This is a genomic window from Mesorhizobium sp. U510, from assembly GCF_059180695.1.
This window is the reverse complement of sequence record NZ_CP180532.1, coordinates 1,567,384-1,583,167: the sequence shown is the minus strand read 5'-3', so window position 1 is coordinate 1,583,167 and position 15,784 is coordinate 1,567,384. Positions and strand designations below refer to the sequence as shown.

Genomic DNA, 15,784 nt, shown 5'->3' with positions numbered 1-15,784 from the left:
TTAAGACCACGCGCCGCCGCGTGTAAACCGCCAGCGCGCGGGAATCGCAGGCCGAAGGACAATTGCGTGCAAACGATCGCCTCGGTCTTCCCCTGCTTTTCGAAGCCCCGGCATTAAACCCGGCCAACACATCTGCTAGCGTGCCGCGCCATGAACATGCACCTAGCGAATGAGCCCGACGCCCCCGAGGTGATGACGCCGCCGCCCGGCACGGCCGCCGTCACGCCGATGATGGAGCAGTTCATCGAGATCAAGGCGGCGAACCCGGATTCGCTCTTGTTCTACCGCATGGGCGATTTCTACGAGCTGTTCTTCGACGACGCCGAAAAGGCGAGCCGGGCGCTGGGCATCGTCCTGACCAAGCGCGGCAAGCACCAGGGCCACGATATCCCGATGTGCGGCGTGCCGGTGCATGCGGCCGACGACTATCTGCAGAAGCTGATCGGCCAGGGATTCCGCGTCGCCGTCTGCGAGCAGATCGAGGATCCGGCTGCGGCCAAGAAACGCGGTTCCAAATCGGTGGTGCGCCGCGACGTGGTGCGGCTGGTGACGCCGGGCACCATCACCGAGGACAAATTGCTGGCGCCGTCGGAATCGAGCTTCCTGATGGCGCTGGGCCGGGTGAAGGGCGGCAGCGACCATTCCTTCGCAATTGCCTGGATCGACATCTCGACCGGCGCCTTCCGCGTTGCCGAGACCACCGCCGACCGGCTGCTGGCCGACATTTTCCGTGTCGATCCGCGCGAGCTGATCGTCGCCGAGCCGGTGTTCCATGATCCCGAACTGAAGCCGGTGTTCGACGTGCTCGGCCGCGTCGCAAATCCACAGCCGCCGTCGCTGTTCGATTCTGCCTCGGCCACCGGGCGCATCGCCCGCTTCTTCGACGTGGCGACGCCGGACAGTTTCGGCACGTTCTCGCGCGCCGAACTGTCGGCCATCTCGGGCGCCATCGCCTATGTCGAGAAGACGCAGAAGGCCGAGCGGCCGCCTTTGTCGCGGCCGGAGCGCGAGGAGCAGGGCTCGACCCTGTTCATCGATCCGGCGACGCGCGGCAATCTCGAACTCTTACGCACGCTGTCCGGCAGCCGCGAGGGCTCGCTGTTCAAGGCGATCGACCGCACGGTGACCGGCGGCGGCGCAAGGCTGCTCGCCGACCGGTTGATGGCGCCGCTGACCGACCCGGCGGCGATTGGCGCACGCCTGGATTCGGTATCGTTCTTCCGCTCCGAAACCCGGCTTTGCCAGGCGGTGCGGACGAGCCTGAAAAGCGTCGCCGACATGCCGCGCGCTCTGTCCCGGCTGGCGCTCAACCGCGGCGGCCCGCGCGACCTCGGCGCACTACGCGCCGGTTTCGAGGCGGCCGGCGCTATCGTCGAAATCTTCGCCGCAACCGCCCTGCCCCAGGAACTGGCGGTTGCAATGGCCGCCATCCAGGCGCTGCCGCAGGCGTTTGCCCAGCATCTGACGCAGGCGCTCGGCGAGGAACTGCCGCTGCTCAAGCGCGACGGCGGCTTCCTGCGCGGCGGCTACCACCCGGAACTCGACGAGATGCGGGCGTTGCGCGACGAATCGCGAAAAGTGATCGCCGGGCTGGAGCGCTCGCTGATCGAGGAGACCGGCATCCGTTCCCTGAAGATCCGGCACAACAATGTGCTGGGTTACTACATCGAGGTGACCGCCAACCATCATGCGATCATGACCGGCAGCGATGGCGCCAAGGCGCGCTTCATCCACCGCCAGACCATGGCCAATGCCATGCGCTTCACCACGACGGAGCTTGCCGAACTCGAGACCAAGATCGCCAACGCGGCAGACCGGGCGCTCAGCATCGAACTGGCGGCGTTCGATGCGCTGACGGCGCAAGCCGTCGGCGAGGCGGAAAAGATCCGTGCCGGCGCCGATGCGCTGGCAGCGATCGATGTCTCGGCGGCACTGGCGCTGCTTTCGGAAAGCGAAGCCTGGTGCCGGCCGGTGGTGGATTCCAGCCTTGCCTTCGAAATCTCCGGCGGCCGGCATCCGGTTGTCGAGCAGGCCTTGCGCCGTTCCGGCGACGGGCCGTTCGTCGCCAATGATTGCGACCTGTCGCCGGAGGGGAACGCCAAGAACGGCGCGATCTGGCTGCTGACCGGCCCGAACATGGGCGGTAAATCGACGTTCCTGCGGCAGAACGCGCTGATCGCTATCCTGGCCCAGACCGGCTCCTTCGTGCCGGCAACATCGGCCCATATCGGCGTCGTCGACCGGCTGTTCTCGCGAGTCGGCGCCTCGGACGATCTGGCGCGCGGCCGTTCGACCTTCATGGTCGAGATGGTCGAGACGGCGGCGATCCTCAACCAGGCCGGCGAACGGGCGCTGGTGATCCTCGACGAGATCGGCCGCGGCACCGCCACCTTCGACGGCCTGTCGATCGCCTGGGCGGCGGTGGAGTACCTGCATGAGAAGAACCGCTGCCGGGCGATCTTCGCCACCCATTTCCACGAAATGACCTCGCTCGCCGGCAAGCTGGCGCGGCTCCACAACGTCACCATGCGGGTCAAGGAATGGGAAGGCGACGTCGTCTTCCTGCACGAGGTCGGCAAGGGTGCCGCCGACCGCTCCTATGGCGTGCAGGTGGCGCGGCTCGCCGGCCTGCCGGAAGCGGTGGTCGACCGGGCCAAGCAGGTGCTGCACCAGCTGGAGGAAGGCGAGGTTTCCGGCAAGACCAACCGGCTGGTCGACGACCTGCCGCTGTTTTCCGTGGCCATGAAGCGGGAGGCGTCGAAGCCGGTGAAGAGCGACGCGCTCGGCGCCGCGCTGGGCGAGATCAACCCCGACGAGATGACGCCGAGGGAAGCGCTGGAAGCGCTTTACCGGCTGAAGGGACTGGCGGGGAAGTAATTAGATCATCTCCAACCCACGCTTGCGCGTCGGTGGCGGGAACGCACGGTCGAGATCGGCGAGATCCCCAGCTGTGAGCTTTATGTCGAGCGCCGCAAAATTCTGGCGGACGTGCTCCTGGCTGCTGGCTTTCGGAATGGCGATGACGCCTTCCTGCTGCATCACCCAGGCCAGGGCGATTTGTGCCGCGGTCGCATTGTGACGGGCGGCGACGGCGTCAAGCCCAGTATTGCGTGCCAGCGCGCCCTGCTCGACCGGCGAATAGGCCATCAGAGGGATGCCGCGCTTGCGGCTCCAGGGCGCCAGATCGAATTCGGGGCCACGTCGGACCAGATTGTAAAGCACCTGGTTGGTCTGGACGTTGCCACCGTCGGGCAAACCGGCCAGGTCCTCCATGTCCTCGGTGTCGAAATTGCTGACGCCCCAATGGCGGATCTTGCCGGCCCTCCTCAAGGCCTCGAAGGCTTCGACCGTCTCCGCCAAAGGCACGCTGCCCGGCCAATGCAGGAGATAGAGATCGATGCGGTCGGTGCGCAGGCGCTTCAGGCTGTTCTCGCAGGCGCGCTGGACGCCAGCGCGCGACGCGTTCGATGGCAAAACTTTCGAGACCACGAAGACCTCGGCGCGGCGCCCGGCAATGGCTTGCGCCACCACTTCCTCGGCGCCGCCGCTGGCATACATTTCGGCGGTGTCGATCAGCGTGAGGCCAAGATCGAGGCCGAGTTTGAGAGCGTTGGCCTCATCGGCACGGCGACGCGAATCCTCACCCATCTTCCACGTGCCCTGGCCGAGCACTTGAATGGCTTCGCCAGAAGGCAGCGTGGTGGTTCTGATGGTGGATGGCATGGCAGGCTCCGTTTGAGGCCGAATCGCATCATAGGGCGGGCGAGAGAATCCAGAGGCGTTCTCGCCCAAATCTCCCCGTCGCGAAAGGCTCACTTCACTGGATGCGCGGCGAGCCAATCCTGCATCTGCTTGATCTCGGCTTCCTGCGCGGCGATGACGCCTTCGGCGAGCTTGCGGATTTCCGGGTCCTTACCGTTGGCAAGCTCGACCTTGGCCATGTCGATGGCGCCCTGGTGGTGCGGGATCATGCCCCTGATAAAATCGACATCGGCATTGCCGGTGTATTTGACCATCATGTCCTTGTGCATCTTGTCCATCGCCTTCTTGTAGCCAACGGTGGCAGGGCTTTGCGCACCCATCGCCATGCCCGCCATGTCGTGTTTCATCTCTTCGCTCTGCGCCGGAACGCTTTCGAGGAAGACGGCGAGCAGCATTCCCGCCGCCATCAGCAAAAGCACGAGTTTCTTGGCCAAGGTCATTCATGGTCTCCTGTTGGTTGAGTTTCGTATTTGGGGGTTTGGATCAGAGTTTCAACGTTCGCAGCCGCAATGCGTTGGCGATGACCGAGACGGAAGATAGGCTCATCGCCGCTGCCGCCAGCATCGGCGACAAAAGCATGCCGGTGAGCGGATAGAGCACGCCTGCGGCGACGGGCACGCCAAGGACATTGTAGAGGAAGGCGAAGAACAGGTTCTGGCGGATGTTGCCGATCGTCGCCTGGGCCAGCGTGCGGGCGCGCACGATGCCGTTGAGGTCGCCCTTGACCAAAGTGATGCCGGCGCTTTCGACCGCGACATCGGCGCCGGTGCCCATGGCGATGCCGACATCGGCGCTGGCCAAGGCCGGCGCATCGTTGACGCCGTCGCCGGCCATGGCGACGCCGGCGCCCCTGCCGCGCAGTTCCTCGACCAGGGCTGCCTTCTGTTCCGGCAACAGGCCGGCGCGAACCTCGTCGATGCCGAGGCTTTTGGCGATTGCGTTGGCCGTGCGCTCATTGTCGCCGGTCGCCATGATGATCCTGAGTCCGCTGTCATGCAGCGCCTTGATCGCCTCGGCGGTGGTCGCCTTGATGGGATCGGCGACGGCGACGATGCCGGCCAGTCTGCCGCCGACAGCGACGAACATCGCCGTCTTGCCATCGCCCTGCAGCGCTTCTGCGCCGGCCGAAACGGCGGAAACGTCAACGCCGAGATCGCCCATCATCGCGGCATTGCCGAGCGCGACGGCCTTACCCGACACCGTGCCGGAAACACCCTTGCCGGTAACCGCCTCGAAATCGCCGGCGTCGGTGACGGTCGCACCGCGCGCCGCGGCGCCCTCGACGATGGCCTCGGCCAGCGGATGTTCCGAGCCCTTCTCCAGGCTCGCGGCGAGCCCCAGCAATTCGTCTTCGGAAAAGCCGGTTGCCACGACGACATCCGTCAGTTTCGGTCTGCCCTCGGTCAGCGTGCCGGTCTTGTCGACGATCAGCGTGTCGACGGAGGCGAAGCGTTCGAGCGCGGCGGCTTCCTTGATCAGCACGCCAGCATGCGCCCCGCGTCCGGTGGCGGTCATGATCGACATCGGCGTGGCGAGGCCAAGCGCACAGGGACAGGCGATGATCAGCACCGAGACCGCCGAGACGATGGCGAAGATCAGGCTGGGCTCGGGGCCGAAGACGGCCCAGGCGATGAAGGCCACAACGGCGACAAGGACGACGGCCGGGACAAAGTAGAAGGAAACGCGGTCTGCCAGCCCCTGGATCGGCGCGCGCGAGCGCTGTGCCTTGGCGACGAGTTCGACGATGCGCGCCAGCGTGGTCTCTGCGCCGATCCGTTCGGCACGCATGATCAGCGAACCTTGTTTGTTGAGCGTGCCACCGGTGAGAGCGTCGCCCTCGGCCTTTTCGACCGGCAGCGGCTCGCCCGTGATCATCGATTCGTCGATGGAGGAGCGGCCTTCGAGCACCGTGCCGTCGACCGGCACGGCATCACCGGGCCGGATACGCAGGCGATCGCCAGCCTTGACGCTGTCCAGCGGCACATCGGCATCGGAACCGTCTTCGGCCATACGGCGCGCGGTCTTCGGCGCCAGATCGAGCAAGGCGCGGATTGCCGACCCGGTCTTTTCGCGGGCACGCAATTCCAGCACCTGGCCGAGGAAAACCAGCGCGACAATAACGGCGGCGGCCTCGAAATAGACCGGCACCGCGCCGCCATGGCCGCGGAACTGATGCGGGAAGATGTCCGGAAACAGGGTGGCGACAACGCTGTAGATGTAGGCCGCGCCGACGCCTAGCGAAATCAGCGTCCACATGTTGGGGCTGCGGTTGAGGACAAACTCCCAGCCACGGTGGAAGAAGGGAAAAGCGGCCCAGAGCACCACCGGGCTTGCCAGGAGCAATTCTATCCAGACTTTTGTGCGATCATCGACCCAGCTTTCGAACGACACTCCAATCATTGGCGCCATCGCGACGATCAGAAGCGGGATCGACAGGACTGCGCTGACCCAGAACCGCCTGGTGAAATCGACCAGTTCGGGATTTGGCCCTTCATCGCCCGATGGCACGCCCATCGGCTCAAGCGCCATGCCACAGATCGGGCAGGAGCCGGGCTTGTCGCGGACGATTTCGGGATGCATCGGGCAGGTGTACTGCGTGCCCTTGGGCGCGGGCGGCGGTGCCGGCCTGTCGCCGAGATAAGTCTGCGGTGCCGCCTCGAATTTCGCCTTGCAGCCGGCGGAACAGAAATAGAAGCCCTGGCCTTCATGGCGCACGAAGTGCCTGGCTGTGGCACGGTCGACGCTCATGCCACAGACGGGGTCGGTGGCCGTGAGGTATTGTTCCGGCTCGGCCTGGAATTTCGAACGGCAGCGCTCGCTGCAGAAATGGTAGAGGCGACCGCCATGCTCCGATGTCGGCTTGCCGACGGCTGGATCCACGGTCATGCCGCAGACCGGATCGCGCAGAACGGCTGCAGTATCGGCGCCTTTCGGCGCGCAACAGCTGCCGTGCGCGCCTTGTGCGTGGTGATCGCCGCGATGGTCATGGTCTGGGTGCGTCATTCCAAAATGCCTCTATGCCTCTGCCTGATCGCGGAGGTAGTGCTTCCAGTAACTGGAAGGTCAAGGGCTGTTCCGATTTTTTCGTTTCTGGCCCGGCATTGGCCGCTCACCCTGTACCAGGTGGCCACATCGTGTCGAAGCAAATGGCACGCGACGTCCTCTGTTGGCTCTGCCATTGCGGCATGATATCCACCCGAGAAAGATCAACAAACCATAGCATCACCTGTGCTTGAAGGCTCCCGCAGTGCTTGGCGGTTCCCGCCGGTTCGCTGGAAGCAAGGGTTTTGAAAAAATAGCTCGTGAAAATGAAGCGTCTGGTCATCAACCTCGATCGATCTCCCGAGCGGCTTGCCCACATGTCGAGGGAATTCGCCCGCATCGGCGTTGGGTTCGAACGGGTCGCGGGGGTCGATGGCAAGGAACATCCCGACCTGATTCTGCAGCCGCAGCACGCAATACACGCCACCCGGCCGCTCTCCGGCAGCGAAATCGCCTGCCTGCACAGTCATCGAGCCTGCTGGACGATCATTGCCCAGGATGAGGCCCCATACGGCGCCGTGTTCGAGGACGACATGGTCTTCTCCAGTAGGGCCGGGGCGTTGCTGGGCGATACGAGTTGGGTGCCGGTGGACGCCGATGTCGTGAAGCTCGAGACATTCTTCTCCACAACCGTGATCCAGAGGAGAAGGACCTCTGCCGGACATGGTTTTTCCATGGCCCGGCTCCGCAAGGGCCATCCGGGGGCCGGCGGTTATCTGCTCTCGCGGCGGACGGCGCGCGACTTTCTGGAGGCAACGGCGCAGGTCAGCATTGCTACCGATGATCTCATCTTCAACCCCGTCATGTCGGCCGGCAAGACCATCTACCAACTTGTTCCGGCGCTCTGCGCACAGGATCAATTCGTCGACGGAAGGCTGCCAAGCCTGCTTGACCAGGAACGCGATGCCGCGCGGACCGCTAGCGGGCTTATGACAAGGCAGAGGAAGCCGATGACCGTGAGAATCAGCAGAGAGGCCAGGCGAACCGCACGGTGGATCGCCGATTTCTGCAGATTCCGGCAACGGATCGTCGTTCCCATCGATCCGATCGAGGCAACGGACTAGCCCGCTTGCCGGGCCACCAGAAGGCCCCATACCCAGCGCCGCGAAAACACGCTATAGACGCCGCCCAAATGGCAAGGCCGACTGATACCTATGGCGAAAATCTCCCTGAAGCTCGATGAACTGATCGACGGCGAAGCCTTGCGCCGCGAGATGACCGCGCTGACGACGGCCACGGCGGGTGACGGTTCGGGAGCCGCCGCCCGCGCCGGTGTGCTGCAGCTTCTCAAGGCCCGGCTCGCCGAAGGCCGGAGGATTGCCGAGGCCATGCTGAAGGAGGATGGCGGCGGCAATGCCTGCGCCGAGCGATTGTCGCATCTGATGGATGAGCTGATCCGGGCGCTTTACGATTTCGCGGCGACGCATGTGTACCGCGTGAAGAACCGTTCGTCGGCCGAACGCATGGCCGTCGTGGCGGTCGGCGGCTATGGCCGCGGCACGCTGGCGCCGGGATCCGACATCGATCTTCTGTTCCTCTTGCCCTACAAGCAGACACCGTGGGGCGAGCAGACCGTCGAATACATGCTCTACATGCTGTGGGATCTCGGCCTAAAGGTCGGCCACGCCACCCGCAACATCGACGAGTGCCTGCGGCTGTCGCGCACCGACATCACCATCCGCACCTCGATCCTGGAAGCGCGCTTCCTGTGGGGCGAACGCAAGCTCTATGACGAGTTGATGCTGCGCTTCGACCACGAGGTGGTGCGCACGACCGGCCCGGAATATGTCCAGGCCAAGCTCGCCGAGCGCGACGAGCGCCATGCCAAGGCCGGCGAAAGCCGCTACCTGGTCGAACCCAACGTCAAGGACGGCAAGGGCGGCCTGCGCGACCTGCAGACGCTGTTCTGGATCGGCAAATACTTCTACCGGGTGCGCACCGGCGAGGAACTGGTCGAAAAGGGCGTCTTCACCGAGGCCGAGTACCGCGAGTTCCAGAAGGCCGAGGACTTCCTGTGGGCGGTGCGCTGCCACATGCATTTCCTCACCGGCAAGGCCGAAGAGCGGCTGCATTTCGACATCCAGCGCGAGATCGCCGAGCGGCTCGGCTACACCACCCATCCCGGCCTGTCGGCGGTCGAGCGCTTCATGAAACACTATTTCCTTGTCGCCAAGGATGTCGGCGACCTGACCCGCATCTTTTGCGCGGCGCTCGAGGAGGAACAGGCCAAGCACGTTCCCGGCTTCAACCGCATCTTCCTCACCTTCCAGCGCCGCAAGCGCAAGCTTGCCGGCACGTCCGATTTCATTGTCGACAACCACCGCATCAACATCGCCGACGACCAGGTGTTCGAGCGCGATCCGGTCAATCTGCTCAGGCTGTTCTGGTTCGCGGACAAGCACGGGCTGGAATTCCACCCCGATGCGCTGAAGCTGCTCACCCGCTCGCTCGGCCTGGTCAACAAATCGCTGCGGCGCGACGAAGAGGCCAACCGGCTGTTCCTCGACATATTGACCTCCGACCGCAATGCCGAACTCAATCTGCGGCGCATGAACGAGGCGGGGCTGCTGGGCAGGCTGATCCCCGATTTCGGCAAGATCGTCGCCATGATGCAGTTCTCGATGTACCACCACTACACGGTCGACGAGCACCTGATCCGCTGCATCGGCGTGTTGGCCGAGATCGAGCGCGGCGATGGCGAAAAGGTGCATCCGCTGTCGCATTCGCTGATGCCCGGCCTGAAGAAGAGCCGCGAGGCGCTTTATGTCGCCGTCTTGCTGCACGACATCGCCAAGGGCAGGCCGGAGGACCATTCCGAGGCCGGCGCCCGCATCGCACGGCGCATCTGCCCGCATATGGGGATGTCGGCGGCGGACACGGAAACCGTCGCCTGGCTGGTCGAGAACCATCTCGTCATGTCGATGACGGCGCAGACCCGCGACCTCAACGACCGTAAGACCATCGAGGATTTCGCCTCGATCGTGCAGTCGGTCGAGCGGCTGAAGCTCTTGTTGATCCTCACTGTCTGCGACATCAGGGGCGTCGGGCCGGGTGTGTGGAACGGCTGGAAGGGCCAGTTGCTGCGCACGCTCTACTACGAGACCGAACTGCTCCTGACCGGCGGTTTCTCGGAAGTGTCGCGCGCCCAGCGCACGGCGGCGGCGCGCGAACGCCTGGCCGAGGCACTCGCGGACTGGTCCGACAAGGACCGCAAGCGCTATGTCGGGCTGCATTACGAGAATTATCTGCTCACGGTCGACCTGCCGGATCAGCTGCGCCACGCCGAATTCGTCCGCGAGGCCGACGCGGCCGGCAAGAAGCTCGCCACCATGGTCAAGACCCACCAGTTCGAGGCGGTGACCGAAATCACCGTGCTGGCGCAGGACCACCCCCGCCTTCTGTCGGTCATTGCCGGGGCATGCGTCGGCGCCGGCGGCAACATCGTCGACGCGCAGATCTTCACCACCGCCGACGGCCGCGCGCTCGACACCATCCTGATTTCGAGGGAATTCGACCGTGACGAGGACGAACGCCGTCGTGCCGAGCGTGTCGGCCGGCTGATCGAGGACGTGCTGTCGGGCAAGAGCTGGCTGCCGGAGATGATCGAGAAGCGCACCAAGCCAAAGCGCGGCGCCAAGGTGTTCAAGATCCCGCCACGCGCCGAAATCCGCAACGCGCTGTCGAACCGGTTTTCGGTCATCGAGGTCGAGGGGCTCGACCGCCCGGGCCTGCTGTCTGAGATCACCGGCACGCTGTCCGACCTGTCGCTCGACATCGCCTCGGCGCACATCACCACTTTCGGCGAAAAGGTCATCGACACCTTCTATGTGACAGACCTCACCGGCCAGAAGATCGACAACCCGACCCGCATCGCCACCATCCGCAACCGGCTCATGGCAGCGCTCGAAGGCATCGCGCCCGAACGCGGCGGCAAGGCCAAGGCGGCGGCCGAGTGACAACCTCCATCACTTTGTCCCAATTCCGCAGGCAGTTCCCAAAAGCATGAGCCTCGTCAAGAAATTCGCAACGGTCGCTTCCGGCACGCTGATGAGCCGCGCGCTTGGTTTCGGCCGCGAGATGCTGATGGCGGCAGCGCTCGGCACCGGACCGGTGGCCGACGCCTTCAACGCCGCCTTCCAGTTCCCCAACACCTTTCGCCGGCTGTTTGCCGAAGGCGCGTTCAACGCCGCCTTCGTGCCGCTGTTTGCCAAGGAGATCGAAACGCACGGCACCGACGGCGCCAAGCGTTTTTCCGAGGAAGTGTTCGGCGTGCTGTTCTCGGCGCTGCTGGCGCTGACCATCGCCATGGAACTGGCGATGCCGCTGATCGTGCGCTACCTGGTGGCGCCGGGCTTTGCCGACACGCCGGGCAAATTCGAGACGACCGTCCTGCTGGCGACGATCATGTTCCCGTATCTCATCTGCATGTCGCTCGCGGCCATGATGGCCGGCATGCTGAATTCGCTGCGCCGCTATTTCGCGGCGGCGATCGCGCCCGCTTTCCTCAACATCATCCTGATCAGCGTGCTTGGCTATGCCTGGTATCACGGGCTGGATGCGCATGCCGTGGGCTTCAGCCTGTCCTGGGGCGTGTTGGCGGCGGGGCTGGTGCAGCTCGCCATCGTCTGGGTGGCGGTGCGCAATGCCGGCATCTCGATCGGCTTCCGCCGGCCGAAGATGACGCCGAACGTCAAGCGCCTGCTGATCCTGGCCCTGCCGGCGGCGATCACCGGCGGCATCACCCAGATCAACCAGTTGATCGGCACGGCGATCGCGTCGGCGCAGGACAGTGCGGTGTCCTCGCTCGCCTATGCCGACCGCGTCTATCAGCTGCCGCTCGGTGTCGTCGGCGTGGCGGTGGCGATCGTGCTGTTGCCCGAACTGTCGCGGGCGCTAAAATCGGGCAATCTCATCGAGGCCGCCAATCTGCAGAACCGCTCCGTCGAGTTCACTCTGTTCATGACCTTGCCGGCGGCGGCGGCGCTCTGGGTGATGTCGGAGCCGATCGTGCGGCTGGTCTATGAGCGCGGCGCGTTTGCCGCCAACCATTCGACCCCGACCGTGGCGGCGATCCTGGCGATCTTCGGCCTTGGCCTGCCGGCCTTCGTGCTGATCAAGGCCTTCACCCCGGGCTATTTCGCCCGCGAGGACACGCGCACGCCGATGATCTTCGCCGCCATCTCGGTGGCGGTGAACGTCGCCACCGCGCTGACGCTGTTTCCCAGGATGGGCGCACCCGGCATTGCGGTGGCCTCGGCCGTGGCCGGCTGGGTCAACGCGCTGATGCTGCTTGCGGTCTTGATCCGGCGCGGCCATTGGGGCCGCGACGTGCCCCTCCTGAAGCGCATTCCCCGGCTGGTGCTGTCGGCGGCGGTGATGGCGGTGGCGCTGTATTTCGCCGAGCACTGGCTGGCCGTCAGGCTCGGTCCCGGCTCGCCGCTGGTCGTCAAGGCGACGACGCTGCTGGCACTGGTGGCCGGCGGGGCGTTGCTCTACTTCGTCACCGCCTTTGCCACCGGCGGCGCCGATTTCGGCATGATCCGAAGAAACATCGGGCGTAAGGGATCGCCGCCTGTCGGCTGACGATCCCCGGACTCTTGATACTACCGGATGCCGTTCGACCGCCTTAATCCCTGTTGATATGCGAGAATCCCTGTGGATATGCGAGCGCTGAGGCGCCATCGCCTCCTCGTGTATTGCCTTTGGCGCCGACTGACAGCAGGACAAGCCTAGATTGCATTTGCCGCTAACGTTGGAGGGCTCGATGGACAGGCTGTCACTCGAAGATTTTGTTGATGACCAGCCTTGGGGAGACGACGTTCCGCTTCTGGAAGACATTTCCAGTGAAAATCCGATAGCGGGCGTGCGAATGCAGCGGCTGGTTACAAGGGGCGACAAGCGTGGCGAGCTTACGGTCCTCATGTCGGCACTGGTGGAGCCCATAAGCCCCCCGCCACATGTCTATCTGGTATCGGCCGAGGCGGGATCGATCAGGGCGTGGGTCTATCACAAGCGACAGTTCGACCGGCTCGCCTATACAAATGGCGACCTGAGGGTCGTGCTCTACGATCTGCGCGAGGATAGTCCGACCTACGAAAAACTGAAGGTCCTCGACGTCGGCGCGGCAAACAAGATCCTGCTGACGATTCCGCCCTATGTCGTTCACGGGATTCAGAATCGGGGCAGGAGCACCGCGACATTCATCAACATGCCGACAACCGTCTACGATCCTAAGCATCCGGACAAATCACGAATCCCCTTCGATCATCCGGGCATCCCCTACAAATTCGGATAACATGACCACGTTTTCCGTCATCATGGCCACCTACAATCGCGGCAGGCATATTCTTCCGTCGATCCAATCGGTGCTGAGCCAGACCTGTCGGGACTTCGAGCTGTTGGTGGTAGGCGATTGCTGCACTGACGATACCGCGGATGTGGTTCGGGCGCTCGCGTCTCCGCAAATCCGCTGGTTGAACCTGCCCGAGCACGGCGGCAGCCAAGCCTTCCCCAACAATGCGGGCATAGAGATGTCGTGCGGGCGATATATTGCCTATCTCGGTCATGACGATATCTGGGCTCCGGACCATCTCCAGGCACTGGCAGATCTTTTCGGGCACAGCCCGCAGCCGGACTTTGTCGTGAGCGGCGCGATATTTCATGGCCCCAGGGCAAGCAATTTCCGGTGGGTGACCGGCATCTTCGACGAATCGGACACCGCTCTCAGGCACTTCTTCCCGCCTTCCAGTTTCGGTCACCGACGCGACGTCGCCGATCGAATTGGGAAATGGCGCCATCCCAAAGAGATCACAGCGCCCGTTGACGCGGATTTCCTTTTGCGGGCGGCAGGGTCCGGGATGAATTTTGTCTCGACACAGCGGATCACCGTCCACAAATTCGCGGCCGGCCACCGCTACCTGAGTTATACGAGCCACACTTCGGACGAGCAGGAGCGAATGGTCCGGCGAATGGCCCGGCCGGGATATAACGGCTTTCTGGCGTCCGAGCTGGCCAAGGCGAAGGCCGCCGGCGCCTACATGGTGGTCGTGCATCCGGATTACGGGCGCTATGAAAATGGTCAGGTTTCGAGTCAGAATGCGATGGCCAAGGGCGTCGTCCGCCCGGATCTGCGCAAGCTCAGACAGCGTGAGGTCATCAAGCAGGACAACTCGCCCAAAGCGCTCGATTGGTTTCCACTCCAAGCGGGCGGCGACTGGGTATTGTGGGTCGGCTGCAATCCGCGCCCAAAGCTGCTTGTGCCGTTCAAATATGCCGGCAAGGCGCGGATTCGCCTGGACATCCGGCACCCTCTACGCGAGGCGCTGACCAAGCTCAAATTGTCCGTAAACGGCCAGCTGGCTGTGGCAAGCCTTTGCAACGTGCGCCAAGAAGGCAACCTCTGGAACGCACAAGCGACGTTTGAAACGGCGCTGCGAAGGGACGATCATACGATCCTGGAGCTTCATCTCACCAGATTGCAAAGACCCGCGGCACGCAACGGCATCGGCGTTGGCGACATAGAGGTGACCCCGTTGGGGTGGCGAAGCATTGTTGCAAAAGGCGCGCGGCTGCTGGCAAAGTTCCGTCCAACCCGCTGATAGCTCTTGCCGGTTTTTCACCCTTCGTCCATAAGCGCGCCGTCGCAAGACTTTCGCCGCGTGCGGTTTCCAGCCGCATGATCGGCTCCAAAAAGTCTGCAACTTTTTGGAATCACGCTTTTACGGCCCTCCACAAGCCATGAGGAAACCTATGTCCGCCTTCAAGCCACTCGTCTTCTCCGGCGTCCAGCCGACCGGCAATCTGCATCTCGGCAACTATCTCGGCGCCATCAAAAAATTCGTCGCCCTGCAAGAAACGTCCGATTGCATCTACTGCGTCGTCGACCTGCATTCGCTGACCGCGCAGCTCGTTTATGACGACCTCGCAGACCAGACGCGCTCGATCACCGCCGCCTTCCTTGCCTCGGGCATCGACCCGAAGAAGCACATCGTCTTCAACCAGTCGCGGGTGATGCAGCATGCCGAGCTCGCCTGGATCTTCAATTGCGTCGCGCGCATCGGCTGGATGAACAAGATGACGCAGTTCAAGGACAAGGCCGGCAAGGACCGCGAAAATGCCTCGCTGGGCCTGCTCGCCTATCCCTCGCTGATGGCTGCCGACATCCTGCTCTACCGCGCCACGCATGTGCCGGTGGGCGAGGACCAGAAGCAGCATCTCGAGCTGACCCGCGACATCGCCCAGAAATTCAACAATGATTTTTCCGACCGCATCGCCAGGCTTGGCGTCGGCGTCGAGATGCAGGTCGGCGAGGAGACGGTGAACGGCTTCTTCCCGATCACCGAGCCGGTGATCGGCGGCCCGGCGGCGCGCATCATGAGCCTGCGCGACGGTTCGAAGAAGATGTCGAAGTCGGATCCGTCGGACCTGTCGCGCATCAACCTGACCGACGATGCCGACACCATCTCGAAAAAGATCCGCAAGGCCAAGACCGATCCAGAGGCTTTGCCGAGCGAAGTCGACGGGCTGGAAAGCCGGCCGGAAGCGGAAAACCTTGTCGGCATCTATGCCGGGCTGGCCGAGATGTCGAAGGCCGACGTGCTGAAGGAATTCGGCGGCCAGCAGTTTTCCGTGTTCAAGCCGGCACTGGCCGACCTTGCGGTGGAGAAGCTGGCGCCGATCGCCGGCGAGATGCGCCGCATCGAAGGCGACCGCGCCTATGTCGACGCGGTGCTCAGGGACGGCGGCGAACGCGCCGGCGTGCTCGCCGAAACGACGATGAAGACGGTGCGCGACATCATCGGGCTGCTTCAGAGCTGATCCGAATCGTCAGTGCAGCGCACCATTCCTGCACAAGACATACTGGCCTAAGGTCGGCGGCTTGCCGCCGGTCGGCGGCGGTGGCAGATTGCGGCCGAAAACGCACTCGCGTCACTGATTTTGAAATCAGCCAGAGTTGGATATCAAGGGCAATGCGAATTTC

The 15,784-nt window shown here is 63.8% G+C and carries 10 protein-coding genes; 7 read left to right on the top strand and 3 right to left on the bottom strand.

Going from position 1 to position 15,784, the window contains the following annotated elements; genetic code table 11:
• Positions 1 to 150: 150 nt before the first annotated feature.
• A complete protein-coding gene (mutS, locus tag ACLGL5_RS09650; protein WP_069090875.1) occupies positions 151 to 2,877 on the top strand; it encodes a DNA mismatch repair protein MutS in 2,727 nt (908 codons plus the stop codon).
• Here mutS and ACLGL5_RS09645 read toward each other — a convergent pair whose 3' ends face one another.
• From ACLGL5_RS09645 to ACLGL5_RS09635, 3 genes are all read right to left on the bottom strand, one after another.
• Positions 2,878 to 3,723: an aldo/keto reductase gene (locus ACLGL5_RS09645; protein ID WP_069090874.1), complete on the bottom strand. Its 846-nt coding sequence runs from the start codon at positions 3,721 to 3,723 to the stop codon at positions 2,878 to 2,880.
• 89 nt (positions 3,724 to 3,812) lie between these two features.
• Positions 3,813 to 4,202: a CopM family metallochaperone gene (gene copM, locus ACLGL5_RS09640; RefSeq protein WP_019862897.1), complete on the bottom strand. Its 390-nt coding sequence runs from the start codon at positions 4,200 to 4,202 to the stop codon at positions 3,813 to 3,815.
• Between the two features lie 43 nt (positions 4,203 to 4,245).
• On the bottom strand, positions 4,246 to 6,765 hold the full coding sequence (locus tag ACLGL5_RS09635; protein WP_494372897.1) for a heavy metal translocating P-type ATPase: 2,520 nt from the start codon (positions 6,763 to 6,765) through the stop codon (positions 4,246 to 4,248).
• A gap of 305 nt (positions 6,766 to 7,070) precedes the next feature.
• Here ACLGL5_RS09635 and ACLGL5_RS09630 point away from each other — a divergent pair, with 305 nt between their 5' ends.
• From ACLGL5_RS09630 to trpS, 6 genes are all read left to right on the top strand, one after another.
• Complete coding sequence (locus ACLGL5_RS09630; RefSeq protein WP_069090872.1) at positions 7,071 to 7,868, top strand: glycosyltransferase family 25 protein; 798 nt, start codon at positions 7,071 to 7,073, stop codon at positions 7,866 to 7,868.
• A gap of 90 nt (positions 7,869 to 7,958) precedes the next feature.
• Positions 7,959 to 10,760: a [protein-PII] uridylyltransferase gene (locus ACLGL5_RS09625; RefSeq protein WP_019862894.1), complete on the top strand. Its 2,802-nt coding sequence runs from the start codon at positions 7,959 to 7,961 to the stop codon at positions 10,758 to 10,760.
• 46 nt (positions 10,761 to 10,806) lie between these two features.
• Positions 10,807 to 12,387 (top strand): murein biosynthesis integral membrane protein MurJ, encoded by a 1,581-nt coding sequence (murJ, locus tag ACLGL5_RS09620; protein WP_019862893.1) that lies wholly within the window; start codon positions 10,807 to 10,809, stop codon positions 12,385 to 12,387.
• A 181-nt stretch (positions 12,388 to 12,568) separates the two neighbouring features.
• Entirely contained in the window at positions 12,569 to 13,099 is a 531-nt protein-coding gene (locus ACLGL5_RS09615; protein WP_019862892.1) for a dTDP-4-dehydrorhamnose 3,5-epimerase family protein, read from the top strand.
• A 1-nt stretch (position 13,100) separates the two neighbouring features.
• Positions 13,101 to 14,402: a glycosyltransferase family 2 protein gene (locus ACLGL5_RS09610; protein WP_069090871.1), complete on the top strand. Its 1,302-nt coding sequence runs from the start codon at positions 13,101 to 13,103 to the stop codon at positions 14,400 to 14,402.
• Positions 14,403 to 14,553: 151 nt separating this feature from the next.
• On the top strand, positions 14,554 to 15,621 hold the full coding sequence (gene trpS / locus ACLGL5_RS09605) for a tryptophan--tRNA ligase (RefSeq protein WP_019862890.1): 1,068 nt from the start codon (positions 14,554 to 14,556) through the stop codon (positions 15,619 to 15,621).
• Positions 15,622 to 15,784 lie beyond the last annotated feature (163 nt).

Bases quoted from the DNA above. Each gene is read 5' to 3' on its own strand.
- mutS (WP_069090875.1), top strand. From the start codon at position 151: ATGAACATGCACCTAGCGAATGAGCCCGACGCCCCCGAGGTGATGACG.
- ACLGL5_RS09645 (WP_069090874.1), bottom strand. From the start codon at position 3,723: ATGCCATCCACCATCAGAACCACCACGCTGCCTTCTGGCGAAGCCATT.
- copM (WP_019862897.1), bottom strand. From the start codon at position 4,202: ATGACCTTGGCCAAGAAACTCGTGCTTTTGCTGATGGCGGCGGGAATG.
- ACLGL5_RS09635 (WP_494372897.1), bottom strand. From the start codon at position 6,765: ATGACGCACCCAGACCATGACCATCGCGGCGATCACCACGCACAAGGC.
- ACLGL5_RS09630 (WP_069090872.1), top strand. From the start codon at position 7,071: ATGAAGCGTCTGGTCATCAACCTCGATCGATCTCCCGAGCGGCTTGCC.
- ACLGL5_RS09625 (WP_019862894.1), top strand. From the start codon at position 7,959: ATGGCGAAAATCTCCCTGAAGCTCGATGAACTGATCGACGGCGAAGCC.
- murJ (WP_019862893.1), top strand. From the start codon at position 10,807: ATGAGCCTCGTCAAGAAATTCGCAACGGTCGCTTCCGGCACGCTGATG.
- ACLGL5_RS09615 (WP_019862892.1), top strand. From the start codon at position 12,569: ATGGACAGGCTGTCACTCGAAGATTTTGTTGATGACCAGCCTTGGGGA.
- ACLGL5_RS09610 (WP_069090871.1), top strand. From the start codon at position 13,101: ATGACCACGTTTTCCGTCATCATGGCCACCTACAATCGCGGCAGGCAT.
- trpS (WP_019862890.1), top strand. From the start codon at position 14,554: ATGTCCGCCTTCAAGCCACTCGTCTTCTCCGGCGTCCAGCCGACCGGC.